The sequence below is a fragment of the Pseudomonas sp. GW822-FHT02D10 genome, from assembly GCF_058802345.1.
In genome coordinates this window covers 438,010-459,013 of the sequence record NZ_JBXAOB010000001.1, presented here as the reverse complement: position 1 = coordinate 459,013, position 21,004 = coordinate 438,010, and the positions used below count along the sequence as shown (strand labels likewise).

Genomic DNA, 21,004 nt, shown 5'->3' with positions numbered 1-21,004 from the left:
TAGGACGATCACAACGGCCCCGACGATGTAGATAATATTGTTCATGAAAACCACCTCTCTATCTCAACAGGATTGCGACACTGATGTGTCTAATACAAATGACACCTCGCCCCCAGCTCCGTTCCGCGAGTCAGTCTCAGACGTGGCGCCATCGCACTAATGTTCCCTATTCGCGATTATTCAAACATTCTCTTGTCGCCACTTCATGTATATCGCTGTTTTGGTGTACCGTTAGGTGACTAATTACATAGAGATTGCCCATGTCTAAGCTTGCAGAGTTTCGTCAGCTGGAAAAACACCTCGCCGAGCAACTTCAGGCTCTTGAAACCTTGAAGGGCGATGCTGGCCTGAAGAAAGAAATTGAATTTGAAACAAAGCTGCGCGCTTTGCTCGCCGAGTACGGCTATAGCCTGCTGAATGTGATCAACTTGATTGACCCTAAGGCCGGTCGTCGCACACCAGTGGCCTCGTCTGCTGTTGTCACTCGCAAGCCTCGCCAAGTGAAGATCTACAAAAATCCCAACACAGGCGAAGTCGTCGAAACCAAGGGCGGCAACCACAAAACATTGAAGGAATGGAAAGCTCAGTACGGCTCCGACATCGTCGAGTCCTGGCTGACTAAGTGATTTGTTTTGAGTACAAATAAAGGGCCCTTTGAGGGCCCTCTTTGTTGATGCGTATGGCAAGCCTGCCCTCGTGGCAGATGATGCTCTGGAGCAAGTCTACGAATTCGCTTTCGCAGTACTCTTCAGTACTGTTTTGCTCATTCATTCCTAGACCTTGAACCCCGGCAAGCCATTCTTAGCGCGCCACTCTTTCACAGCTCGAGTAACGCCCTCAGCGGAATTGTCCGCACCGTCTTCAGGGTAGAACATGAGATCGGTACCATCCGGGTGACCGGTAAGCTTCCTGAATTTCTCCAGCGGCTCGCCAAGCTTTTCATCTGAGCCATCCGAGGTGCTTCGCCGTCATTGAGGTGTGGATTGGCGTTCGCCTGGAACGCGGCTGGGCCGTAACTGGGGAGTTTGAATCGCCCCGAATTTCTTAAACAGCAGACAAATAGCTCATTTCATTCTTTGCAGCACCGGATTGCCACATAGCTGATGGTGCATAACCGCCAGCATATGCAGAACCACTAACCCTGCCAACGCCACGCAGAAGATGTGGTGCAGGCTGTGTAGCACGGTGAGTGCAGTGGTAGAGTGAATCAACTGCGGTAGTGTCAGCGCGTTCATCATTAGTACCGGATGGGTCATCATCATCACACCGGTAATCAGCACTCCGCCAACCGATACGTAGATCGTGGCGTGTGTGAGCTGGGCGATTCTGGCTTGTAGGCCCTGATTCGACGTCCGTCTTTTATGGGCTTTGATAAACAGCCAGGCCCGCCACACAAAGAAGGGAATGAAGAGGCTGCTGAGTTGTGGATTGAAGCTGTCGACCCACTGACGTAGTGGGTGGCCACTTGGCATAAGCGTCACGCCAAAACCGCTGAGGCTCGTCCATATAATGACCAGTGCCGAAAGCCAATGCAGCAAGACTCGGGTTTTGGGATAGGGCTTGGATTCGTCAACTGATTGATCAGCGCTTGGGCTTTTCACGAGCCACTCTCATTGCCCATAGCGCTCACCGTGCTAGCGACTGTAAGTGCCATGGCACAACCCAGCATCGAGAGCGCCGCAAAAGCACCCATCATATGTAGATAAGGCAACACATGGTTCCACGCTCGAGCAACGCCCAAAAATGCAGCAAATAGCCAGCCGCTCATGGAGAGCGCCCCCAGGAGAGCAAGACGAGTGCGCGCGGAGCGGTGCAACAAAACGAAGGGGACTTTTTTCAGCATAGGGAAACCGACTCGATGCAACAGCGCCCCGTTCAGACTCAGCAGCGCGACAACGGTCACTTTGGCCCAGAGTTTTTGATTGAGCAAATACGCGCCCCCCTCATCGAGGTAACCCTGAAGCACCAACAGCAGGCCAGTTCCCCAGAGGGCCAGCAGCGCAAGGGTGGCAATCTTCTGAGTCTCGTCGAGATACTCGCGCTGCACATGATCCAGCACTTTTTTGCGCCAACCCCAGAGTTTGTGATCGGCCTGCAATACTCGGCCTAGGGCAATGCAAGTGGCGAGCAGATGACCGTATACGAGTAGCATTTTAAGCATTGCCTGACCTTATATTTATTTGGGCAATACACTCCCTGCGGCCCTTTATTAGAAGCCAAATGATACACATTATTATTCGTATCGAAAAATTTCCAACCTCACTACACATCCGAGATGACCCGTTCGGGCTCGCTATAAATTCCCGCTCATGCTCGATGCGCGAGCAGTTCCACTTCTACACCGCCACACAGATGAATGCGGCGTCTATGCTGCCCAGAAGCGCGCTCCCGTTGGATAGCATGGATCTTCAGGCGCCCGACGCCTTGGCTTCGATCTCACGAAGAAAGGAACGGGTGCTGGGATAAAGGTAGAATTTTTCGACTTTGGCATCGGGTCGCATCATGGCGTGCTGGCTCAGAGGGAAATCGGGAGCGCAGCATCGGGGGATCAACGGCTGGCGGTGAGTGTGGGGTTGGAGCGCTTACGCTTGAAGGGCACACCTCTCGACGTATGAGCCTAGAGATTCTTCGCTTCGGACTCGCAAAGCGAATGAGCGTTTTGACCTGAACATATGGCTCAGAACGGGTGTTTAGCGGTAAGCGTCCGGCAAAGGCATCTGGGTACGCGCAGTTCTCCACCTGGTTACAATGCGGCAATCAGGCGTCGCCTAGCAGGTGCTTGCGAATTAACCCGTCCAGCGAGAGTCGGCCGGGGCCGCGCGCCAGCAGTACCAGCAGCATGGCGGCCCACTGGATGTGGGTTGGCCACGCCAGTGGATAGACGAATACCTCGATGACCGTCGTCATGCCCAGCAGAACGGCGGCCGTGGGCCGGGTGAGCAGACCGAGGATCAACAGCACCGGTGACGTGAGTTCGATCGATACCGTGATGTACGCCGCCACTTCCGGCGGTAGAAGCGGCAACTGGTACTCGTCGGTGAACAACGCAACGGCCGTGTCCCAGCTGGCGAGCTTGGTCATGCCCGAGTTCCAGAACACCGTAGCCACTGCTAGTCGCAACGGAATGGCAAGAAACCAGTAGGGAATGCGCTCGAACCAGTGCAAGGCACGCACGTAAAGCGTGAGGGCTAGCCCGCGCGGCGCAGCCGGGTAGTTCATGGCAACTCCGTTAGCGATTGAATTGGCCCAGACTGCGAAGCCAGGCTGAACCCGGCAAAGCACCCTTGTGCCAGGAGACCGGCCAGTGCCGCAGTGGCATCGATGCCGGGATGATCGTCGAGGGCAAGGCCCAGCATGCATCCTGAACACAGCGCATGGCTAAAGCGCCAGACCGTCCCATCGACTCGGTCAACCTGAACGCCAGAGTCCCCCCTCTGAACCATTAGGTAGGTCGGACAGCCCGACAAGTCGATCGCCGTCAACGCCGCGTCATCATCCATGAGCACCGCATGCCAGATCGTGTCAGCAGGGTAGTCAGTTCGAATCATGCTGACGGATGGGTGAGGCACAAAGCTGAGCCAAGCGTATTCCGTAGCCTCGACTGCACGCAGCGACGCAATCGTTAGCGCCGGTGCATCGGCTGCGTGAAGGGCGCAGCTGACGGCCCATTCGAGTTGTGCCACATCGGGCAGGTAAGGTACCGACGCGCACGGTGCAAACCGTCCGAGAAAGGCTGCAAAATCGCCACCGAACTCATCGAGGTAGCTGCTGCGGGGTGGCTGCTGCGAGATGTACTCGCGTGCCGCCGCGTCGAAAAATTCGGTGCCCACCAGCCGGTCGACAGCCGGGTAAGACAGGCGAAGCGCGCGTATTAGGGTTTGCGCGAAGGTGTTCCGGTAGACCGACAGACGCTCCTGCGGAGCGATCCCGTCGGCAACAACGTGCGCCATGGCATCGACGTTGTCACAGTCGACGATGCTGCGTCGCACCGCATCCTGCAACTCACGTAAGGACGGCATGATCGTTCCTTGGCGCTGAATGCGCGAGGCAGCATTCTGCGTGCGTAGCCTCTTCGATCAACACGTCCAGCGAAGGGATATGAGTGTCCCACTCGATTAAAGTCGGAACCGGGCCGAAGCGGGTTAGCGCTTCTTCATAGAGCGCCCAGACGGCAGGTGCGACACGCGAGCCATGGTCGTCGATGCGCAGTATGGCGCCGGAATCGAGCGCTACAACTGAGTGTCCCGCCAGATGAATCTCGCTGATCGCGGCCGGCGGTAGTGTCCGCAGGTAGGCCGACGCATCCCAGCCGTGGTTCTGCGCGCTCACATAGACGTTGTTGACGTCGCACAGAATCCCGCAGCCCGTACGTGCGGCGACGGTCGACAGAAACTCCCATTCTGGAATCGTCGAATGACTGAACTGCAGGTAGGTCGAAGGGTTCTCGACCAGAATGCGCCGACCCAGCCGCGTCTGCGCTTGCTCGACGTGCTGACAGACGACGTCGAGCGCCTCTTCCGTCATCGGTAGTGGCAGGAGATCGGCAAGATACGTCTGTCCGACTATGCTCCACGACAGGTGTTCCGAGATCAGGCCCGGTTCGATGCGCTCGCTTGCACGACAGAGGCGCTCGAGATGGATGGGGTCGAGCCCGTCCGCGCTGCCCAATGACAGGCCGATTCCGTGAAACGAGATCGGATAGTCGCGCCGCAGCGTTTCCAGATAGCGTAGCGGCGTGCCGCCCCCCATGTAGTTTTCAGCGTGCACTTCCAGCCATCCGACCGGTGGATGCGTATCGACGAAGACCTGATGATGCGGGAAGCGCAGCCCGACCCCCGCCGAAGGCGGGATCGGGCTGGACGTCGCGCACAGGCCGGATTGAGACAGAATCATGGCCGCGCTCTCCGTCGATCAGGCGGGTTTCATTGCCCCGCCCGCGATCTTGCCGCATACCCCGGCGGGCAACAGCACGAACGATTTCGTGTCGCGCGCCTGGGGGGCCTGACCGGCGCAGGAGTGGGTGCCTTCGGCACAGTCATTTTTCGCGACAGCATTGATCCCGTAGCATTTTTCCAGGTGATTTTTCTGCATTTTCATCATGTTTTCTTTGACGATCGGTGGCGCATTCGACATGTCTTTCATCTCTTGCGCGCCGGCTGGTACACCCTGCATGGCGAGCGCCAGCCCCATCGCGGCAGACAACGTGGTGGCGGCGTAAAGTCGATGGTTCATAGCTCAGGATCCTGACGTGAGCGGCCTCGATGCGAGACCGGTATCCAATACTTCGTCAGCGGCGGCAAAAGGTTACAGGTCGATCACGGACGACGCATCGCCTGCCGCGAGACAGCCCGATCAGCGAAGGGAGCACACCGTCCGTTCCGGCACCAGATAGCGCCGGCACAGCGAAAGCATGGTCATGAACAGCAGTACGCTGCCAAATTGCCAGACAATCACCATCAACGCGGCGTCTTCCGGATGGAAAAGCCGCAATGCCACGTTGGCGAGTGCCGCAGCCGCCAGGCTGCCCCACCACACCGCAGAGGGGGCGGGCAGACGTGCACCACGCCGGATCGCAAGCACGATCGCCAGTGCCGGGACAGCGCCGGTCATCGCGATGCCCGGCAGGCACATGAGGTCGGAATGAAACGCCATCCCGCTCACCCCCAGGCGCATCCACTCGTCCCAGCACTGATGGCCCAGGGTCGCTATCCAGAGGGTCAGCGGAGCCACGGGTGTCCACAGCTTCCAGCCCGGCTCACCCGGCACACAGGTGACGAGCGCGGCCCAGCCGCCGATTAACGCCGTGGCGAGCGACGCCAGTTCCTGCGTCAGGAAAACCGGCTCGGCGAGCTTCACCCCGATATCCGGACGCATCCCCATTGTGGCAACCATAAGCGCCATGACTGGCACCGACACGGCAAGCCACCCGATCAAACGCCAGACGGGGGGCAGCAGGTGTCGAACCGGTTTCAGATCCGCCGCGAGCACATCAATAAGTTCATCGGTTTTCATGTCACTTCATCAGCAGCAGGTCGTGAAGTTTTTTCAACGCCCGATGAGTGGCCACCTTGAGCGCTGCAATGCTCATCCCGGTCGCCGCCGCCGCCTCCTTGAGCGACATTTCCCGCTGCTTGAGCAGTTCGATCGCCTGCCGCTGGCCTTGAGGAAGCGAGGCGATGGCCTTTCCCAGCGTTTCCCCGTCCACCGGGGTTTCATAATTATCATTCGTCGGCTCGACCGCAAAGGTTACGTCGAGCGCGTCAACCACGAGTTCTTTGCGGTCTGTCCGCGAGCGACGCCTCACACCGTCCACGAGGCGCCGCCGCAGGATCGCCATCAGCCACGGCATGAAAGGGCGAGTCGGATCATAAGTATGGCGGATCACGTGAAGCGTCAGCAGCGTGTCCTGGACTACGTCCTCAATATCGGCGGGGCTACCCATCGGCCATCCCTGGCGGGCCAGCCGACGCAGGATCGGGGTAACCTCGCGCAGTAGTCGCGTGTAGTTTGCCTGATCGCCAAGCTGGGCCGCAGCCATCAACGACGCCAGATGTGAATCGTCTTGATGCATCGCACGGGTTGTCCTCAAGGATGTCTCAAGAGTCAGTCGTGCTCGACTATCGGAGTGAGCAGCCATGGCCTCGACAAGGCCTAATCCAAAGCCGTTGGCGAAAGCGAACGACTTGAAAACCCTGGAGAGGAGACAGTACAACTGTAGCTCACAGCCCTTGGACAGTTACTCGAAAGTCGGTACGCAACTAATAAAGTGAGATACCCGCGCCAGCGCGGTGTCGGTTCCGGAACGCATGTCCATAGGTTCGGTGGCGAGCCAGATGGAATCGATGTGAATCATCGTGTGAGTCCGCGAGTGAATCGGGCACATCGCTCAGGATCGGCGGCGGGCCATTTCACGGTTAGCGTTCCTTGCCCGCACAGCACTTCGATGCTGACGGAGGTCTCAGGGCTGGCCTGAGTTTTCGGCTCCAGCTTCAAGGGAATGAAAGCTGGCAAATTTGTCGGCTCTTGGTCGCGGTAAAGCGGCAACCATTTGCGCACGACATTGGCGTTAATGCCGTGGCTCATCGCAACGCTGTCCACGGATGCGCCTGGTTGCAGGCATTCCTGGACGACCTGAGCTTTAAAGGGCTTGGGGTAAGAGGTGTTTTGGCGCATGGAGATCCGCCTGCTGAGGCTAAAATTGGTGTCCACTTAAAAATGATCTGCACCATCGCCCCAAGCGTTGGAATCAGGAAGGTGTGTTGGCCGGATACCGCTGTGCCCAATTGCTGCGGTTTGTTGACCTGCTTACTCCCGTTCCAACATGTCGATGATCGGGCAGGCCGCCCCGTCGTTGCCAACATCACACTGCTGAACCAGTCCACCCAGCGCCTCCCGCATGGTGGCCAGGTCGGACATCTTCTGATTGATCAGGGTCAGCTTACGGACAGCTAAGGCACGTGTCTCAGCACATGCATGCACAGTATCGAGTCGAAGCAACCCGCTGACTTCTGCCAGCGTGAAGCCGAGTGCTTGCGCCCGCTTGATGAAGCGCACGCGCTGTATCGTGTCGGGTGGGTAGCGCCGATGACCGCGAAGCGGCTTTGGGGGTTCTTCCAGCAGACCGCGCCGCTGGTAATACCGGATCGTCTCGATGTTCACGTCGGCAGCCTCCGCCAGCTTGCCGATGGTCAGTTCTGTCACCATTACATACTCCTTGTCTCCGTACCTAAGTACGGGATCTAGAATGATATATGGGCTATCAAATTTAAGGCGTGAACAGGATGCAACTCACCGGGAAAGGCTCGTTGATCGCCGGCGTACTAGCCGCTATCGGCGCGTCGGTGTGCTGTGTTGGCCCCCTCATATTGCTAGCACTCGGCATCGGCGGAGCATGGGTAGGAAACTTGACAGCCATGGAGCCATACCGGCCCCTGTTTATCGGGCTGACGGTGCTGTTCCTTGGCCTGGCCTTGCGCAAGTTGTATGTGGCGCCACAAGTCTGCGTACCGGGTACGCCCTGCGCCGACGCTCGATCCATCAAGCGGCAACGGCTCACGTTCTGGATTGTCGCCACACTGTTGCTCGGTCTACTTGCCGTACCGTCACTGGCCCCACTGTTCTACTAGTAGTAGGAGTCCCCCATGCGCAAACTACTAATGGCCGTGCTTACCACCATCCCTTTCGCGGTGCTGGCTGCAACCCCTCAGACAGTCACGCTCGATGTACAGAACATGACGTGTGAGCTGTGCCCGATCACGGTCAAAAAGTCGCTGGAAAAAGTCTCTGGAGTGAGCGTGGTCAAGGTCGATTTCGACAAAAAGACAGCCACTGTCACCTATGACGCTGACCAGTCCCAACCCGAAGCACTGACCAGGGCAACCACGAACGCGGGTTACCCCTCGACCGTCCACAAGTGAGGCGTTAATGAACGCCGTTACTCTTGAGTCCGTGCTGACCTGCCCGCAATGCGGTTTTGCCAAGCTGGAAACCATGCCTACGAACGCTTGCCAGTTTTACTACGAATGCAGCAACTGCAAGGCGCTGTTGCGCCCTAATGCGGGCGACTGCTGTGTGTTCTGTTCGTTCGGCTCGGTAAAGTGTCCGCCGATCCAGCAACAACGTGAATGCTGCCCATAAGTGCATTGATCGCATATCGGACAAATACTGGCAGTCATTTGCAGTATCTCCGAGCAAACGAATCTCTTGGCATTGAATGCCGCCACTGAGGTGGCAAGGGCAGGGGAGGCGGGACGCTGCCTTGCAGTGGTTGCTGATGAAGTTCGCGGCCTGGCGCATCGTACTCAGCAAAGCCTCTCAGATTACCTTGCGGCAAAAACAGTAAACGAACTTCTGCTCATTGCCCCCGGGCGTATGGTGAGACTCTTTTTCATGTCCAAGCAAAACAAACGGCTCACCAAATTCGGCATGAAGCTCATCGGCGTCGTAACGCATTACCGGCAAGCCACTGCATTTGCTTGGCCCATCCTCCGCGAAGGTTGCCACGATGACCAGACCGCCAGGTTTAACCGCCCTAAGCACCGCCTGGACATAGGCATGCCGCTCTTCTGCCGTGGTTAAAAAATGAAATACGGCCCTGTCATGCCACACATCGTAGGCGTTCGAATCAAGCTTGGTTTCGATGATATTGGCTTCTTGCCACTGTACGTTCGAAGCCTGGACGCCGAGCCTGGTTTTTGCCGTGGCAAGCGCTGCCCCGGAAAGGTCAAGCACCGTGACGTTTTCATAGCCGTTAGCCAAGAGATCATCAACCAGCGTTGATGCGCCGCCGCCAACATCAATGATCGAAGCCGTAAGCGGTACGCCCGCCTCTTGAATCAACTTGAGCGAGAGTGCGGCATGCTCTTGAAACCAACTCACCTCATCTGCGGCTTTGGTCGTGTAGACGTTTTCCCAGTGATCCTTGGATTGCATAGTTATTTCTCTGGGCTATTTCTGCGAAACAGAGAGGATTACGCGCTTGCTCTCCACCGCTGGCAAGGGCCAACGTTTAACCTACATATCCACCACGGAGTTGTCCAATTGATCGCTTTTGGCCAACTCTGTTGTCAGCCTTGCAATTGTAAGAGCTGTTTCTTACGACTAGACTCCTGCGCATGAAACGCTATCTGCGGTGCTGCCTCATTTTCCTGATTAGCTTGGCGCTTCCCCTCAGCGGGATGGCGGGCATTCAGGCACAGACAGAACCTTGCCCAATGAAAACGACGGGCATGGTGATGATGAGTGATATGGGCCAGGACTGTTGCAATGACATGAAAAGCCCCTCCGAGCACGGTAAACCCTGCAAGCCGGGTCAGGAATGCAAAACCGGCGGCATGCTGCAAGTCTCGATCATCAAGCCTCCTGTTACCTTATCCAGTCCCGTAGTGCTTTCCTTCTCCAGCGATTTCCTGCCTGCACAGACCCCTTCAGGGGTATGGCGACCGCCTCGCGTTTGATTCCTGTACCGCACTGAGTCCCATCGCACATTGATGCGATGGCCTATCTGCGCGCCTGTCTGAAGAGACGCGCAGTGATTCATCACAGGAATTGTGAACATGAACTTCCTACGTTATTGCGCAGGCTGGCCCCTCATGGCCGGCCTGGCAGCAGGCGTACTGGCATTGCCGAGCCTGGCCGCCCCACTGACACTCGATGAAGCCTTGCGGCTGGCCGAAAACAACGCCCCGTCACTGACCGCCCAAGCCGCCAAACTCCAGGCCGCCAGCAGTGCTGCCATTCCAGCCGGCGAACTACCCGACCCGAAGTTAAAGCTCGGCGTGCAGAACTATCCCATTGGCGGCCCCGAACGCTGGAGCATTAACCAGGACTCAATGACCATGCAGATGGTTGGAGTCATGCAGGAAGTGCCCAACCGCGACAAGCGCAAAGCACGTATTGAAGCGGCCGATGCGGCCGTTGACCGAGCTGCGGCTGAAGGCCGTGTGGAGCGCCTGAATGTCCGTCAGGCGACAGCACTGGCTTGGATCAGCAGCTATTCAGTCGAGCGTAAAGAGGCGCTGTTCCAGGACTTTTACAAGGAAAATCGTCTGTTGACCGATACCGTGCGGGCACAGATTGCCGGCGGTCGTGCTCAGCCTGCCGATGCGGTTACGCCGAAACAGGAGGCGGCGCAGTTAGCGGAACAACAGGACGATCTGATCCGTATGCGGGCGCAAGCCCGAGCTGCACTCAAGCGTTGGATTGGCCCGGCCGCCAACGACCTGCCAACAGGTAGTTTGCCGGAATGGCCCGTCGATACCTTAGGTTACTCCCATAAGCTGCAACATCACCCCGCACTGGCGGCCTTCGTACCTATGACCCGCGAGGCGCAAGCCAAGGTGCGTGAAGCCGAGGCGGAAAAGCAATCCGACTGGAGTTGGGAGCTCGATTACCAACACCGTGACCGTCAGTTCGGAGACATGGTTAGCGTGCAGTTCTCATTCGATCTGCCACTGTTTCCAGATTCCCGACAGAACCCGAAGATCGCCGCAAGACACGCTGAGCTGAACCAATTGGAGGCTGAGCGTGAAGCCATGGTGCGCGAACATACCGAGCAATTGGAAGAGAGTCTGGCCGACTACGAACGCCTCAATAGTGCGGTGCGCCGCAGCCAGGAAAGTCTGGTGCCCCTGGCCAAGGAAAAGGTCGGACTGACCATGGCCAGCTACCGCGCGGGTAAAGGTGATTTGGCGCCGGTCATCGCTGCTCAACGTGAACTCATAGAGGCCCGCCTCAAACAGATCGACGTCGAAGAACAGCGAGCGCTGACCAACGCACGCTTGTATTTCAATTACGGGGACACCAACCAATGAGCGCTCGAATCTGGAAAGGGGTTGTGTTGACCGGCTTGTCGATCACGCTGGGGGGTGTTGGCGGTTACTGGTTCGCTCAGCAGCGTATGAGTGCAATGCCAGGCGCGGCGGCCGAACACAGTCCCACGATGCAAGGCGAACGCAAGGCGCTGTATTGGTACGATCCGATGTACCCGCAGCAGAAGTTCGACAAACCGGGCAAGTCGCCCTTTATGGACATGCAACTGGTGCCCCAGTATGCCGACGCGGCAACGAACAGCGCGGCCATCAGCGTCGACCCCAGTCTGACCCAGAATCTCGGCCTGCGTCTGGCCACTGTCACCCATGGAGTCCTCGCTTCCAGCCTGGACGTGGTTGGCCTGCTGACGTTCAACGAGCGGGATGTCGCCGTGATCCAGGCGCGGACTGCCGGTTTTGTCGAGCATGTTTATGCCCGTGCTCCCGGCGATGTGCTCAAAGCCAATGCACCATTGGCGGATATCCTGGTACCGGAATGGGCCGCTGCCCAGGAGGAGTTCCTCGCACTTAAACGTAATGGCGATGCCGACTTGCTGGCAGCGGCCCGCCAACGGCTGCGCCTCACGGGAATGCCGGCAGCGCTGATTACCCAGGTAGAGCGCAGTGGCAAGATTCAGCCGAACCTGACCCTCACCAGCCCTATCAGTGGTGTGCTGCAAGAGTTGGATGTCCGTACGGGCATGACCGTGGCGGCCGGCGAGACGCTGGCTCGCGTCAATGGCTTGAGTAGCGTCTGGCTAGCGGTGGCCGTTCCAGAGTCAGAGGCTGGGTCGATTGTTGTCGGGCAAACGGTAGAAGCACGTCTTCCAGCCTTCCCTGGGACAGTCCTCAACGGCACGGTCAGTGCGATTCTGCCCGAAACGAATATGGACAGTCGGACAGTTCGCGTACGAGTCGAGCTTCCCAACCCTGACGGGCGCCTGAGACCCGGATTGTCGGCACAGGTGCGCCTGAATCAGGCGACCGAGCAAAGTGTGTTATGGGTGCCGAGCGAGGCAGTCATCCGTACTGGCCGGCGCACTTTGGTGATGCTCGCCGAAGACGCTGGTCGCTACCGTCCGGTAGAGGTGCAACTCGGGCGGGAAAACGACGGCAAGACGGCGGTATTGAAAGGCCTACAAGAAGGTCAGCACGTGGTCAGCTCCGGACAGTTCCTGCTCGACTCCGAGGCCAGCCTCAAGGGCATCGTCGCAAGCACTCTGGAAACATCACCATCTGCCGCCACAGCCTCCGCCTTTCATGAGGCAGAGGGGCAAGTTGTTGAGATCAATAGCAAAGACGTAACGCTTGCCCATGGCCCCTTCAAGACATTGGGAATGCCAGGCATGACCATGACCTTCCCATTGGCGGATCCCGCGCTCATGCAGGGACTCAAATCGGGCGACAAGGTTCGTGTATCAGTCAGTCAAACCGATGATGGATTGCGCGTTGAGCGTCTGGAAAAACTAGGGGGCCAGCCATGATCGCCGCCCTGATTCGCTGGTCAGTGGCCAACCGCTTCCTGGTACTGCTGGCCACGCTATTCGTCACAGCCTGGGGCGTCTGGTCGGTTCAGAGCACTCCCATCGACGCGTTGCCGGATCTCTCCGACGTTCAGGTAATCATCCGCACGCCCTATGCGGGACAAGCGCCGCAGATCGTTGAGAACCAGGTGACCTACCCGCTGGCCACCACCATGCTCTCGGTACCCGGAGCGAAAACCGTGCGCGGTTACTCCTTCTTCGGCGACAGCTTCGTGTACGTGCTGTTCGAAGATGGTACCGATATGTATTGGGCTCGCTCACGGGTGTTGGAATATCTGAGCCAGATACAAAGCCGCCTGCCAGCCAGCGCCAAACCAGCCTTGGGGCCAGATGCCACGGGGGTGGGCTGGATCTATCAGTACGCCCTGGTGGATCGCACCGGCGGGCATGATCTGGCGCAATTGCGCGCACTTCAGGACTGGTTTCTCAAGTTCGAACTCAAGACCCTGCCCAATGTGGCGGAAGTGGCCACCGTGGGCGGCATGGTCAAACAGTACCAAGTGCAGCTCGATCCGCTCAAACTGGCGAGCCAGGGCATCACCCAGGCGCACGTGACTGAGGCTATTGGCAAGGCCAACCAGGAAACCGGTGGCGCGGTGCTGGAGATGGCGGAAACCGAGTTCATGGTGCGTGCTTCCGGTTACCTGAAGACACTGAATGACTTCCGCGCGATCCCGCTGAAGCTTGGTGTCGGTGGCGTGCCAGTGACTCTTGGCGATGTGGCCACGATTCAACTGGGGCCGGAGATGCGTCGCGGCATCAGCGAGCTCGACGGCGAAGGCGAGACCGTCGGCGGCGTAGTGATCCTGCGCAGTGGCAAGAACGCCCGCGAGACCATCGCTGCGGTCAAAACCAAACTCGACGAACTGAAAAGCAGTCTGCCGGCCGGAGTGGAAATCGTCACCACTTACGATCGCAGCAAGCTGATCGACCGCGCCGTGGAAAACCTCAGCCATAAACTGCTCGAAGAGTTCATCGTTGTGGCGTTGGTCTGCGGGATCTTTCTCTGGCACCTGCGCTCATCCCTGGTGGCGATTATCTCGCTGCCGGTTGGGGTGCTGATTGCCTTCATCGTCATGCGTCACCAAGGGATCAACGCCAACATCATGTCCTTAGGCGGTATTGCCATCGCCATCGGCGCCATGGTCGACGCTGCCGTGGTCATGATCGAGAACGCCCACAAGAAAGTTGAGGCCTGGCACAAGGCCCATCCAGGGGAAGAACTGAAGGGCGAACATCACTGGCATGTGATGACCGAAGCGGCGGCCGAAGTCGGGCCGGCGTTGTTCTTCTGTTTGTTGATCATCACGCTGTCGTTTATTCCGGTGTTCACCCTGGAGGCCCAGGAAGGTCGTTTGTTCGGCCCGCTGGCGTTCACCAAGACCTATGCCATGGCGGCGGCAGCCGGATTGTCGGTGACCCTGGTACCGGTGCTGATGGGCTATTGGATTCGTGGACGGATTCCCCATGAGGAGCAGAACCCGCTGAACCGTTGGTTGATCAGGATCTATCAACCGGCTCTGGACGCGGTGCTTCGTCGGCCCAAAATCACCATGCTGATCGCACTACTGGTCTTTCTCAGCGCGTTATGGCCGATGTCTCGGTTGGGTGGTGAGTTTCTTCCGCCGCTGGACGAGGGCGACCTGCTCTACATGCCTTCGGCACTGCCGGGGTTGTCGGCACAGAAGGCAGCACAACTGTTGCAGCAGACTGACCGTCTGATCAAGACCGTCCCTGAGGTCGAACACGTCTTCGGTAAAGCGGGTCGCGCCGAAACCGCCACCGACCCGGCACCGTTGGAGATGTTCGAAACCACCATCCAGTTCAAGCCACGTGAGCAATGGCGACCCGGATTGACCCAGGAAAAACTGGTAGAAGAACTGGATCGAGTGGTGCGTGTTCCGGGATTGACTAATATCTGGATACCGCCGATCCGTAATCGCATCGACATGCTCGCTACCGGGATCAAGAGCCCGATCGGGGTGAAAATTGCCGGCACCAACCTGACGGAAATCGATGCGGCGACTCAGGCCGTCGAGCGCGTGGCCAAGGATGTGCCCGGTGTCAGTTCGGCCCTGGCCGAACGCCTGACCGGTGGCCGTTATATCGATGTGGACATCGACCGCAAAGCTGCCGCCCGCTACGGACTGAACATCGCCGATGTGCAATCGATCGTGGCCGGCGCTATCGGTGGGGAAAATGTTGGGGAAACCATCGAGGGCCTGGCTCGTTTTCCAATCAACGTGCGTTATCCCCGTGAGTGGCGTGACTCGCTCGGTGGTCTTGAACAACTACCGATCTACACACCACTGGGTTACCAGATCACCCTCGGCACGGTGGCGAAGGTCAAGGTCAGTGAAGGCCCACCGATGCTCAAGAGCGAGAACGCCCGGCCTTCTGGCTGGGTGTATATCGACGTACGTGGGCGGGATATTGCCTCCGTGGTTGCCGATTTGCGCCGGGCAGTCAGTGAGCAGGTGAATTTGCAGCCAGGCATGAGCCTGAGCTACTCAGGGCAGTTCGAATTTCTCGAAAGGGCCAATGCGCGACTCAAGCTGGTGGTGCCGGCCACGTTGCTGATCATCTTCGTGCTGCTGTACCTGACCTTCGCCCGCTTCGATGAAGCCGTGCTGATCATGGCGACCTTACCCTTTGCTCTCAGCGGTGGGGCATGGTTCCTCTATCTGCTGGGGTACAACCTGTCGGTGGCCACCGGTGTCGGCTTTATTGCACTGGCCGGTGTATCGGCTGAGTTTGGCGTGATCATGCTGCTCTACCTGAAAAATGCCTGGGCCGAACGTGAAGACCTCGGCGACAGCACTGAGCGTGGGCTGGTCGCCGCAATTCGTGAAGGCGCCGTGCAACGCGTTCGACCCAAGGCCATGACCGTGGCCGTCATCATCACCGGCCTGTTACCCATCCTGTTGGGCAGCGGCACCGGCAGCGAAGTGATGAGTCGCATCGCCGCTCCCATGGTCGGTGGCATGGTCACCGCCCCCTTGCTCTCCCTGTTCGCTATTCCGGCGGCCTACCGCTTGATGCGCCGCCGGCACCTTCCCGTTGTATCCACCAACCGTCAAGGAAAAGTCGTATGAAACTGACCCTGATTGTCGTTACAAGCACCGTTTTTGCTCTTTCTCTTTCCGCCCAAGCAGAGGACATGCAGGGTATGAAGATGGAGGCTATGCCTATGGAAGGCATGCAGATGAAGCAGGAGACCAAACAGGCTCCGGTAGCCAAATCCGAGGGCACGATCAAGGTCATCGACACTACGAAACATACGGTGACTATCGCTCATGGCGCTGTTCCGGCCGTGCAGTGGCCCGCTATGACCATGGCATTCTCCGTAACAGCAGATCAAACAATGGGGCTGAGCGTCGGAGATCGGGTAGCGTTCGAGTTTCAAGTCGAGGGTGCGAAAGCTACGATTGTTTCCATTAAAACGTTGAAGTAGAGACTGACTCGCCCCTGGTTTTTCGACAACTCCAAGTCTTGCAACAAGGTGCTGCAAGACTTGGACTCTGGTGATTTATTATGCGGAATCGGCAGCAGCTATCGGTCGTTTACTGCCCGCAACGACTGGGTGCTTTTGGCCGATTGCTGACCGTCGGGATGGCAGCACCGTTTCGCGGATCTGAAAAGATGTAAAAACGCCCAGTCTAGTGCTGGGCTTTGTCGTTTTTGGGGGCAATACAGGCTGGGGAGTCATCTCATGCACGATGCTTCCGTTCAGCTCAGCGTATGAGACTGGCACTCTGATGCGTCTCTGCACCCTCTGATACGGCTGACTTATGACGTCTAAAATTGGCTTGGGAGTTATCACGTTTAATTTAACTTTGCGTGAGGATTTGGGGATGTGTAGGCCTACATAATTCCCAACAAACCTAACGCTTGGAGCCGATCATGTCAGCGTTACCTACGTCGACCAGCGTTACCTCTCCGCGTCCGGTGATCAGTCATCCCCGCTGGCTAAGGTTGACTCATTGGTTGAATGCTTTGGCCGTGCTGGTGATGGTCACCAGTGGTTGGCGAATCTATAACGCGTCCCCTCTGTACGATTTCAGCTTTCCAAAGTCGATCACTTTGGGCGGTTGGCTGGGCGGTGCGCTGCAGTGGCATTTCGCTGCAATGTGGTTGCTGGTTTTCAACGGCCTCGTCTATTTGATCATCAATGTTGCCAGCGGCCGTCTTTCACGTCGCTTTTTCCCGGTGTCACCCAAAGGTGTGGTGCGTGACCTATGGGCTGCGTTGAGAGGACGTTTGGGGCATGCCGACTTGAGCTACTACAACCAGGTGCAGCGGATGGCTTACCTGTTCGTAATGGTCGACATCGCGATGATGGTTGTTTCCGGCTTGGTGCTTTGGAAGTCCGTTCAGTTCGGAACACTGCGCGAGTTTATGGGTGGCTACGAGGGCGCACGTCACGTGCACTTCATCGCAATGGCGCTGTTGATGGGGTTCGTTGCGGTTCATCTGGTGATGGTCGCACTGGTTCCTAAAACGCTGTGGACGATGATCGTCGGTCGCAAGGAGCGTGTATGAGCAAGCGAAATGAAGGGGTGGGGCTGGACGAGTCGTCCATCCTGAAAGACGCCAGAAAAATCATTGCGCCCCAAATACAAATAGAAGACCGCTCGCGTCGGTCGTTTCTGCTGCGAGGCCTGACCCTCGGCGGCGTGGCCATGTTGTCCGGTTGCAATCTGACCGACAGCGAAAGCGTTGAGACCGCGTTGTCCTCAATGTCCCGGTTCAATGATCGGGTGCAGGGCTGGTTGTTCAACCCCAACGCACTGGCACCGACCTATCCGGAGTCAATGATTACCCGACCGTTTCCCTTCAACGCCTTCTACGACATTGATGAGGCACCTGTTGTCGAGGAAGCCGATTATCGACTGGAAGTGACTGGACTGGTCGTGGACAAGCACAGCTGGCGGCTCGAAGAACTGCGAGCCATGACGCAGACCGAGCAAATCACTCGGCACATCTGCGTCGAAGGTTGGAGCGCAATCGGTCGGTGGGGCGGGGTACGGTTCAGCGATTTCCTGAAGCGGGTGGGTGCCGACACAGACGCGAAATATGTCGGCTTCAAATGTGCGGACGACTACTACACCAGCATTGATATGGCCACCGCACTGCATGCGCAAACCCTGCTGGCGTTGACCTATGACGGTGTGGTTCTGCCTCGCCAGTACGGCTTCCCAATGAAACTGCGCATGCCCACCAAGCTGGGCTACAAGAACCCCAAACACATTCAGGCGATATTCGTCAGCAACACCTACAGCGGCGGTTACTGGGAAGACCAGGGCTACAACTGGTTCGGCGGCAGCTGACGAGCGCTGAGCAACATCACTGCGCAGCCCTCGCTGCGTTCATTCGCAACCCGTGCTTCAAGGAGTTACATCATGAAAAAGTTAACGACTGCCGTACTCTCCATGTGCCTGGCACTTGGCGCAGCCAGCGTGTATGCCGCCGATACTACGAGCAACGACAGCATGAGCAATGACACCATGTCCAAAGACACGATGAAAAAGGGCACCATGTCCAATGACTCCATGGGCAAGGACACGACGAAGAAAGGCACCATGTCCAAAGACACCATGAAGAAGGACACGATGAAAAAAGGCACCATGTCCAAAGACACCATGAAGAAGGACACGATGAAAAAAGGCACTATGTCCAATGACTCCATGGACAAGGACACGATGAAGAAAGACGACACGGCACAGTAAGTCTTCCCTTGGTGCGGAAGCTGTTGAGTTGTGGTGAGTAAATAAAGTGGATCACGTAGGCCGCCTTCCTGGCGGCCTCTTTGCCCGCTCAGTAGCCGTACTCGCTCATTACACGAACCAGATATTCATGACGTTTACTTGAGCATGTCGGTCAAGTGTTACGGAACTCACTTCCACCCGAAGCCTTGGCTGCACGCTATGGTGGCGAAGAGTTCTGCGTGTTCCTGCAGAACTGCCCCGATATCTCTAGCGCCCATGCCTTCGCTGAACAGCTGCGTCTAAAAATTCAGTCGTTGCGGATCAAGGTGCGTGGCACTGACGAGATGCTCGACCCAGTAACTGCGTCCTTTGGTGACGCCCTTGCCAAAACGGGTGACAGTGTGGAAAGCCTCCTGACCCGTGCCGATGACGCGCTCTACCGAGCCAAGCGCAATGGGCGCAATCTAGTGAACTGAAAAATAGCCTGGGGCGAATACCTAACTGCATCGATTGGGTGGGCCGGCCTCAAAAAACGACCTGGCTTGCAGCGAGTATGAAAGAGGAGTCTCTTCAAGGCTTGCTAGCGCTATCTGCTCCAGCATGCACCGTAAGCGCGTTTTTTTGTACTAGGCTGGTGCAGCAGGTAGGGCTGATAGAGTTTTTTTGGGGGGAGCTGCTGCTCATCGGTACAACGAAGCTCTTCTGCGACATCGAAGGCTTTCCCCGATATCAGTAAAGTTCGGTGGAACTGTTCATCGCGCCAAGCGTTGCGTTTTAACGATAGCCTTGGAGTAACTCCATACGCCGCCGTCGGCGGAAGTGGTGTTGATGGCACATCAAGCCGCAGAAACCAACAAAAAAGTTCGATGGGGAAACTGATTTAAAGGTTTCGTAGCGCAGTATTCGAAATACGCAAAAAGCACCCAGCATATGGAAAAAAGCGCTGACTAAAGTGTCAGCGCTGAGGCAAAGAGACCAGCTTAGAACCCTCGAAATGCGCACGACACTTTTATGCTGCCCAGTTAGAGAAGCGGAATACTATAGCTTACAAACACCCGATTCTGATCTTGGTTACGAGCCGCTTCGCTGTTGGACTTGCCGTTACGCCAGCCGAGCCCGACACCTTTAAGCGCTCCCGACTGAAGGACGTAGTCCAGGCTGATATCCCTTTCCCATTCTTTCTGATTGTCGCCGGATGTGGTCTTGATATTGTCCCCGGAGAGGTACATGACCGAAGCTTTCAGGCCAGGGACACCCAGGGCAGTAAAGTTATAGGCGTACTGACCGAATGACGTGCGCTCCCCTGCGCGGGTGAAGCTCTGGATCAGGCGATCGGTATACAGGTACAGGCTGGTGCCTCCGGCGCCTTTATCTACCAGGCTGCCCTGGTTGAGTTGGGTGAAGCTGCTACCGTCCGAAACGCTTTGGTAGCCCGCAGTGATCGCGTGGCCTCCCAGGGTGTAAACCAGTGCGGCGCTCCAGGTTCGGTTGTCGATCTCGCCATCACCGTTTTTTGTGTAACCACTGATTCTGTAACCTGATGTACCGGAGCTGTTTTCACCTGACGAGTCTGTTTTGAAGTAGCGCAGGTCGGTTTTCAGGGATTGACCGTCCGCTATCGCCAGGGTGTGGATCAGGCCGAAAAACTGCTGGGTGTAGTAGTTATCGAGATTGGCGTAGTAATACTGAGCGGTCAGGTCTTTGGTGACTCTCCAATCGCCCCCTGCGAAGTCGAACTGGTTGCTTTCACGCGTACCGCCCATAGCGGCCAGCCCCGTCTGATCGGTCGAACCGCGACCTGTTGCATGCTCAATTCGACCGCCGGTCAGGGTCAGATCCTTGAACTCGCTCGAGGTGATCTGTCCGCCTTCGAAGGTTTGTGGAAGCAGACGTCCATCATTGGCGACCAGGATCGGAAGTTTCGGAATCAAGGTGCCGTAGCGAAGTTCAGTCTTCGACATTCTGACTTTGCCGGTCAACCCCAGCCGGCTCCATTCGTCGACAGCGCTGTTATCACTGTCAGAAGGAATCATAGTGCTACCGACGTGCCGTCCTTTGCCGCTGTCCAGAGTGACACCCATTAGCCCCAGGGCGTCGACACCAAATCCAACCGTGCCATCGGTATAACCAGACTTATAATCCAGCATGAAACCCTGGGCCCACTCTTCGGTTTTCGAAGGGGTGGCAGAGCCATTGCGGTTGTCGTTGTTGAAATAGAAATTTCTCATTCCCAAGGTGGCTTTGCTATCACCTAGAAAGTCAGCATACGCTTGGGCACTCAGAACAATACCGGCAAACAACGAAGTTGCAGCAATTTTTTTTATGCTCACTTATAACGCTCCGCTCTTTTTATTTTTAGGCAACAGAAAAAACACAAAAATCTTCCAGGTCAACGCAATGCACGCGACCGACTGTCATGTAGTTATTTTTTACTAATCTGATA

24 protein-coding genes and 3 pseudogenes are annotated in these 21,004 nt (G+C 57.1%); 14 read left to right on the top strand and 13 right to left on the bottom strand.

The window, feature by feature from the left end; all coding sequences use genetic code 11:
• The first annotated feature begins 260 nt into the window (after nucleotides 1-260).
• Nucleotides 261-626, top strand: coding sequence for a histone-like nucleoid-structuring protein, MvaT/MvaU family (locus AC1RPZ_RS02145; protein WP_493134300.1), 366 nt, complete (start codon nucleotides 261-263; stop codon nucleotides 624-626).
• Between the two features lie 147 nt (nucleotides 627-773).
• On the opposite strand, the pseudogene AC1RPZ_RS02140 reads toward AC1RPZ_RS02145, so the two are convergent.
• From AC1RPZ_RS02140 to merR, 11 genes and pseudogenes are all read right to left on the bottom strand, one after another.
• Nucleotides 774-950: pseudogene (locus AC1RPZ_RS02140) on the bottom strand (bacteriocin immunity protein); the annotation flags it as partial.
• A 114-nt stretch (nucleotides 951-1,064) separates the two neighbouring features.
• The gene (locus AC1RPZ_RS02135; protein WP_493134298.1) at nucleotides 1,065-1,601 is read right to left on the bottom strand and encodes a cytochrome b; all 537 of its coding nucleotides are present in this window, start codon (nucleotides 1,599-1,601) and stop codon (nucleotides 1,065-1,067) included.
• On the bottom strand, nucleotides 1,598-2,161 hold the full coding sequence (locus AC1RPZ_RS02130; protein WP_493134296.1) for a hypothetical protein: 564 nt from the start codon (nucleotides 2,159-2,161) through the stop codon (nucleotides 1,598-1,600). The genes AC1RPZ_RS02135 and AC1RPZ_RS02130 overlap by 4 nt, the downstream gene beginning before the upstream one ends.
• A gap of 596 nt (nucleotides 2,162-2,757) precedes the next feature.
• Nucleotides 2,758-3,219 carry a DoxX family protein gene (locus AC1RPZ_RS02125; RefSeq protein ID WP_493134294.1) on the bottom strand — a complete coding sequence of 154 codons (462 nt, stop codon included), beginning with the start codon at nucleotides 3,217-3,219 and terminating at the stop codon, nucleotides 2,758-2,760.
• Complete coding sequence (locus AC1RPZ_RS02120) at nucleotides 3,216-4,019, bottom strand: HvfC/BufC family peptide modification chaperone (protein ID WP_493134292.1); 804 nt, start codon at nucleotides 4,017-4,019, stop codon at nucleotides 3,216-3,218. Before AC1RPZ_RS02120 ends, AC1RPZ_RS02125 begins: the two co-directional genes overlap by 4 nt.
• Nucleotides 4,003-4,893, bottom strand: coding sequence for an MNIO family bufferin maturase (bufB, locus tag AC1RPZ_RS02115; RefSeq protein ID WP_493134289.1), 891 nt, complete (start codon nucleotides 4,891-4,893; stop codon nucleotides 4,003-4,005). The genes AC1RPZ_RS02120 and bufB overlap by 17 nt, the downstream gene beginning before the upstream one ends.
• Before the next feature lie 18 nt (nucleotides 4,894-4,911).
• Nucleotides 4,912-5,232 carry a BufA1 family periplasmic bufferin-type metallophore gene (bufA1, locus tag AC1RPZ_RS02110; RefSeq protein ID WP_493134287.1) on the bottom strand — a complete coding sequence of 107 codons (321 nt, stop codon included), beginning with the start codon at nucleotides 5,230-5,232 and terminating at the stop codon, nucleotides 4,912-4,914.
• Nucleotides 5,233-5,352: 120 nt separating this feature from the next.
• Nucleotides 5,353-6,012: an NrsF family protein gene (locus tag AC1RPZ_RS02105; protein WP_493134285.1), complete on the bottom strand. Its 660-nt coding sequence runs from the start codon at nucleotides 6,010-6,012 to the stop codon at nucleotides 5,353-5,355.
• A gap of 1 nt (nucleotide 6,013) precedes the next feature.
• Nucleotides 6,014-6,571 (bottom strand): sigma-70 family RNA polymerase sigma factor, encoded by a 558-nt coding sequence (locus AC1RPZ_RS02100; RefSeq protein ID WP_493134283.1) that lies wholly within the window; start codon nucleotides 6,569-6,571, stop codon nucleotides 6,014-6,016.
• 278 nt (nucleotides 6,572-6,849) lie between these two features.
• Nucleotides 6,850-7,173, bottom strand: coding sequence for an IS66-like element accessory protein TnpA (gene tnpA, locus AC1RPZ_RS02095; protein ID WP_493134282.1), 324 nt, complete (start codon nucleotides 7,171-7,173; stop codon nucleotides 6,850-6,852).
• Nucleotides 7,174-7,305: 132 nt separating this feature from the next.
• Nucleotides 7,306-7,704: a mercury resistance transcriptional regulator MerR gene (merR, locus tag AC1RPZ_RS02090; RefSeq protein ID WP_493134280.1), complete on the bottom strand. Its 399-nt coding sequence runs from the start codon at nucleotides 7,702-7,704 to the stop codon at nucleotides 7,306-7,308.
• 77 nt (nucleotides 7,705-7,781) lie between these two features.
• Between merR and AC1RPZ_RS02085 the strand changes: the two genes are divergently transcribed.
• The 4 genes and pseudogenes from AC1RPZ_RS02085 to AC1RPZ_RS02070 form a co-directional block, all read left to right on the top strand.
• Entirely contained in the window at nucleotides 7,782-8,126 is a 345-nt protein-coding gene (locus tag AC1RPZ_RS02085; RefSeq protein ID WP_493134278.1) for a mercuric transporter MerT family protein, read from the top strand.
• Between the two features lie 15 nt (nucleotides 8,127-8,141).
• A complete protein-coding gene (gene merP / locus AC1RPZ_RS02080; RefSeq protein WP_493134276.1) occupies nucleotides 8,142-8,417 on the top strand; it encodes a mercury resistance system periplasmic binding protein MerP in 276 nt (91 codons plus the stop codon).
• A 7-nt stretch (nucleotides 8,418-8,424) separates the two neighbouring features.
• Nucleotides 8,425-8,637 (top strand): GDCCVxC domain-containing (seleno)protein, encoded by a 213-nt coding sequence (locus AC1RPZ_RS02075; RefSeq protein WP_493134274.1) that lies wholly within the window; start codon nucleotides 8,425-8,427, stop codon nucleotides 8,635-8,637.
• Between the two features lie 12 nt (nucleotides 8,638-8,649).
• Nucleotides 8,650-8,811 (top strand): annotated as a pseudogene (locus tag AC1RPZ_RS02070) (methyl-accepting chemotaxis protein); the annotation flags it as partial.
• Between the two features lie 3 nt (nucleotides 8,812-8,814).
• On the opposite strand, the gene AC1RPZ_RS02065 reads toward AC1RPZ_RS02070, so the two are convergent.
• Nucleotides 8,815-9,432 (bottom strand): class I SAM-dependent methyltransferase, encoded by a 618-nt coding sequence (locus AC1RPZ_RS02065; protein ID WP_493134272.1) that lies wholly within the window; start codon nucleotides 9,430-9,432, stop codon nucleotides 8,815-8,817.
• 182 nt (nucleotides 9,433-9,614) lie between these two features.
• Between AC1RPZ_RS02065 and AC1RPZ_RS02060 the strand changes: the two genes are divergently transcribed.
• From AC1RPZ_RS02060 to AC1RPZ_RS02020, 9 genes and pseudogenes are all read left to right on the top strand, one after another.
• Nucleotides 9,615-9,956 (top strand): hypothetical protein, encoded by a 342-nt coding sequence (locus AC1RPZ_RS02060; RefSeq protein ID WP_493134270.1) that lies wholly within the window; start codon nucleotides 9,615-9,617, stop codon nucleotides 9,954-9,956.
• Between the two features lie 99 nt (nucleotides 9,957-10,055).
• On the top strand, nucleotides 10,056-11,312 hold the full coding sequence (locus tag AC1RPZ_RS02055; protein ID WP_493134268.1) for a TolC family protein: 1,257 nt from the start codon (nucleotides 10,056-10,058) through the stop codon (nucleotides 11,310-11,312).
• The gene (locus AC1RPZ_RS02050; RefSeq protein WP_493134266.1) at nucleotides 11,309-12,793 is read left to right on the top strand and encodes an efflux RND transporter periplasmic adaptor subunit; all 1,485 of its coding nucleotides are present in this window, start codon (nucleotides 11,309-11,311) and stop codon (nucleotides 12,791-12,793) included. Before AC1RPZ_RS02055 ends, AC1RPZ_RS02050 begins: the two co-directional genes overlap by 4 nt.
• Nucleotides 12,790-15,948 (top strand): efflux RND transporter permease subunit, encoded by a 3,159-nt coding sequence (locus tag AC1RPZ_RS02045; protein WP_493134264.1) that lies wholly within the window; start codon nucleotides 12,790-12,792, stop codon nucleotides 15,946-15,948. The genes AC1RPZ_RS02050 and AC1RPZ_RS02045 overlap by 4 nt, the downstream gene beginning before the upstream one ends.
• Nucleotides 15,945-16,307 carry a copper-binding protein gene (locus AC1RPZ_RS02040; RefSeq protein WP_493134262.1) on the top strand — a complete coding sequence of 121 codons (363 nt, stop codon included), beginning with the start codon at nucleotides 15,945-15,947 and terminating at the stop codon, nucleotides 16,305-16,307. Before AC1RPZ_RS02045 ends, AC1RPZ_RS02040 begins: the two co-directional genes overlap by 4 nt.
• A 449-nt stretch (nucleotides 16,308-16,756) precedes the next feature.
• Complete coding sequence (locus AC1RPZ_RS02035) at nucleotides 16,757-17,395, top strand: cytochrome b/b6 domain-containing protein (protein ID WP_493134260.1); 639 nt, start codon at nucleotides 16,757-16,759, stop codon at nucleotides 17,393-17,395.
• Nucleotides 17,392-18,183: a molybdopterin-dependent oxidoreductase gene (locus AC1RPZ_RS02030; protein WP_493134258.1), complete on the top strand. Its 792-nt coding sequence runs from the start codon at nucleotides 17,392-17,394 to the stop codon at nucleotides 18,181-18,183. Before AC1RPZ_RS02035 ends, AC1RPZ_RS02030 begins: the two co-directional genes overlap by 4 nt.
• A 72-nt stretch (nucleotides 18,184-18,255) precedes the next feature.
• On the top strand, nucleotides 18,256-18,582 hold the full coding sequence (locus AC1RPZ_RS02025; RefSeq protein WP_493134256.1) for a pentapeptide MXKDX repeat protein: 327 nt from the start codon (nucleotides 18,256-18,258) through the stop codon (nucleotides 18,580-18,582).
• Between the two features lie 131 nt (nucleotides 18,583-18,713).
• Nucleotides 18,714-19,037: pseudogene (locus AC1RPZ_RS02020) on the top strand (GGDEF domain-containing protein); the annotation flags it as partial.
• Nucleotides 19,038-19,583: 546 nt separating this feature from the next.
• On the opposite strand, the gene AC1RPZ_RS02015 reads toward AC1RPZ_RS02020, so the two are convergent.
• On the bottom strand, nucleotides 19,584-20,891 hold the full coding sequence (locus AC1RPZ_RS02015; protein ID WP_493134254.1) for an OprD family porin: 1,308 nt from the start codon (nucleotides 20,889-20,891) through the stop codon (nucleotides 19,584-19,586).
• Nucleotides 20,892-21,004 lie beyond the last annotated feature (113 nt).

Bases quoted from the DNA above. Each gene is read 5' to 3' on its own strand.
- AC1RPZ_RS02145 (WP_493134300.1), top strand. From the start codon at position 261: ATGTCTAAGCTTGCAGAGTTTCGTCAGCTGGAAAAACACCTCGCCGAG.
- AC1RPZ_RS02130 (WP_493134296.1), bottom strand. From the start codon at position 2,161: ATGCTTAAAATGCTACTCGTATACGGTCATCTGCTCGCCACTTGCATT.
- AC1RPZ_RS02125 (WP_493134294.1), bottom strand. From the start codon at position 3,219: ATGAACTACCCGGCTGCGCCGCGCGGGCTAGCCCTCACGCTTTACGTG.
- AC1RPZ_RS02120 (WP_493134292.1), bottom strand. From the start codon at position 4,019: ATGCCGTCCTTACGTGAGTTGCAGGATGCGGTGCGACGCAGCATCGTC.
- bufB (WP_493134289.1), bottom strand. From the start codon at position 4,893: ATGATTCTGTCTCAATCCGGCCTGTGCGCGACGTCCAGCCCGATCCCG.
- bufA1 (WP_493134287.1), bottom strand. From the start codon at position 5,232: ATGAACCATCGACTTTACGCCGCCACCACGTTGTCTGCCGCGATGGGG.
- AC1RPZ_RS02105 (WP_493134285.1), bottom strand. From the start codon at position 6,012: ATGAAAACCGATGAACTTATTGATGTGCTCGCGGCGGATCTGAAACCG.
- AC1RPZ_RS02100 (WP_493134283.1), bottom strand. From the start codon at position 6,571: ATGCATCAAGACGATTCACATCTGGCGTCGTTGATGGCTGCGGCCCAG.
- tnpA (WP_493134282.1), bottom strand. From the start codon at position 7,173: ATGCGCCAAAACACCTCTTACCCCAAGCCCTTTAAAGCTCAGGTCGTC.
- merR (WP_493134280.1), bottom strand. From the start codon at position 7,704: ATGGTGACAGAACTGACCATCGGCAAGCTGGCGGAGGCTGCCGACGTG.
- AC1RPZ_RS02085 (WP_493134278.1), top strand. From the start codon at position 7,782: ATGCAACTCACCGGGAAAGGCTCGTTGATCGCCGGCGTACTAGCCGCT.
- merP (WP_493134276.1), top strand. From the start codon at position 8,142: ATGCGCAAACTACTAATGGCCGTGCTTACCACCATCCCTTTCGCGGTG.
- AC1RPZ_RS02075 (WP_493134274.1), top strand. From the start codon at position 8,425: ATGAACGCCGTTACTCTTGAGTCCGTGCTGACCTGCCCGCAATGCGGT.
- AC1RPZ_RS02065 (WP_493134272.1), bottom strand. From the start codon at position 9,432: ATGCAATCCAAGGATCACTGGGAAAACGTCTACACGACCAAAGCCGCA.
- AC1RPZ_RS02060 (WP_493134270.1), top strand. From the start codon at position 9,615: ATGAAACGCTATCTGCGGTGCTGCCTCATTTTCCTGATTAGCTTGGCG.
- AC1RPZ_RS02055 (WP_493134268.1), top strand. From the start codon at position 10,056: ATGAACTTCCTACGTTATTGCGCAGGCTGGCCCCTCATGGCCGGCCTG.
- AC1RPZ_RS02050 (WP_493134266.1), top strand. From the start codon at position 11,309: ATGAGCGCTCGAATCTGGAAAGGGGTTGTGTTGACCGGCTTGTCGATC.
- AC1RPZ_RS02045 (WP_493134264.1), top strand. From the start codon at position 12,790: ATGATCGCCGCCCTGATTCGCTGGTCAGTGGCCAACCGCTTCCTGGTA.
- AC1RPZ_RS02040 (WP_493134262.1), top strand. From the start codon at position 15,945: ATGAAACTGACCCTGATTGTCGTTACAAGCACCGTTTTTGCTCTTTCT.
- AC1RPZ_RS02035 (WP_493134260.1), top strand. From the start codon at position 16,757: ATGTCAGCGTTACCTACGTCGACCAGCGTTACCTCTCCGCGTCCGGTG.
- AC1RPZ_RS02030 (WP_493134258.1), top strand. From the start codon at position 17,392: ATGAGCAAGCGAAATGAAGGGGTGGGGCTGGACGAGTCGTCCATCCTG.
- AC1RPZ_RS02025 (WP_493134256.1), top strand. From the start codon at position 18,256: ATGAAAAAGTTAACGACTGCCGTACTCTCCATGTGCCTGGCACTTGGC.